Source organism: Roseisolibacter sp. H3M3-2, from assembly GCF_029211165.1.
Lineage (GTDB): Bacteria > Gemmatimonadota > Gemmatimonadetes > Gemmatimonadales > Gemmatimonadaceae > Roseisolibacter.
Map to the genome: position 1 here is coordinate 1 of NZ_JARGEK010000757.1, position 701 is coordinate 701.

Genomic DNA, 701 nt, shown 5'->3' on the forward strand with positions numbered 1-701 from the left:
GAGCCGGCGACCGCCGCCGACGCGGCCGCGCGCGTGGAGGCCGCGGCGCGCTGGCTCCGCCGGCAGGACCCGACCTCGCCGATGCCGTACCTGCTGCTCCGCGCGCTGCGCTGGGGCGAGCTGCGCGCGAGCGCCGCGCGTCCCGGCGGCGGGCCCGATCCGCGCCTGCTCGAGGCGGCGCCGGCGCAGGCGCGCACCCGGCTCAAGGGGCTCCTCCTCGACGGCCAGTGGGCCGAGCTGCTCGAGCAGAGCGAGCAGGTCATGGGGACGCCCGCCGGCCGCGGGTGGCTCGACCTGCAGCGCTACGCGGTGACGGCGTGCGCCCGGCTCGGCCCGAGCTACGCCGCCACCGCCGCCGCCCTGCGCAACGAGCTCGCGGCCCTCCTCGCCGAGCTTCCCCAGCTGCCCGAGACCACTCTGATGGACGACACGCCCGCCGCGAACGCGGAGACGCAGGACTGGCTCGCTGCCGAGCAGCTGGCCGGCGCGGGCGACGACGCCGGCGACGACGGCGACCACGAGGCCCCCGAGGCGGGCGAGGCCTCCGTCGGGAGCGCGGCGCTGGCCGAGGCGCTCGCCGGCGAGCAGGCCGGCGACCAGCTGGCCGAGGGCGCGCGCGCGCTCGCCGTGCGGCCGGGCGTCGCCTACGCGCCCCACGCGGCGGGGCACGGCGCCGGCGGGAACGGCAACGGGCGCGGGCG

At 81.0% G+C, this 701-nt stretch carries 1 protein-coding gene; it reads left to right on the plus strand.

The genetic code is table 11. The features are described from left to right. On the plus strand, window positions 1–701 hold a 701-nt coding region (locus PYV61_RS26225; RefSeq protein ID WP_275836836.1), incomplete at both ends, for a type VI secretion system domain-containing protein.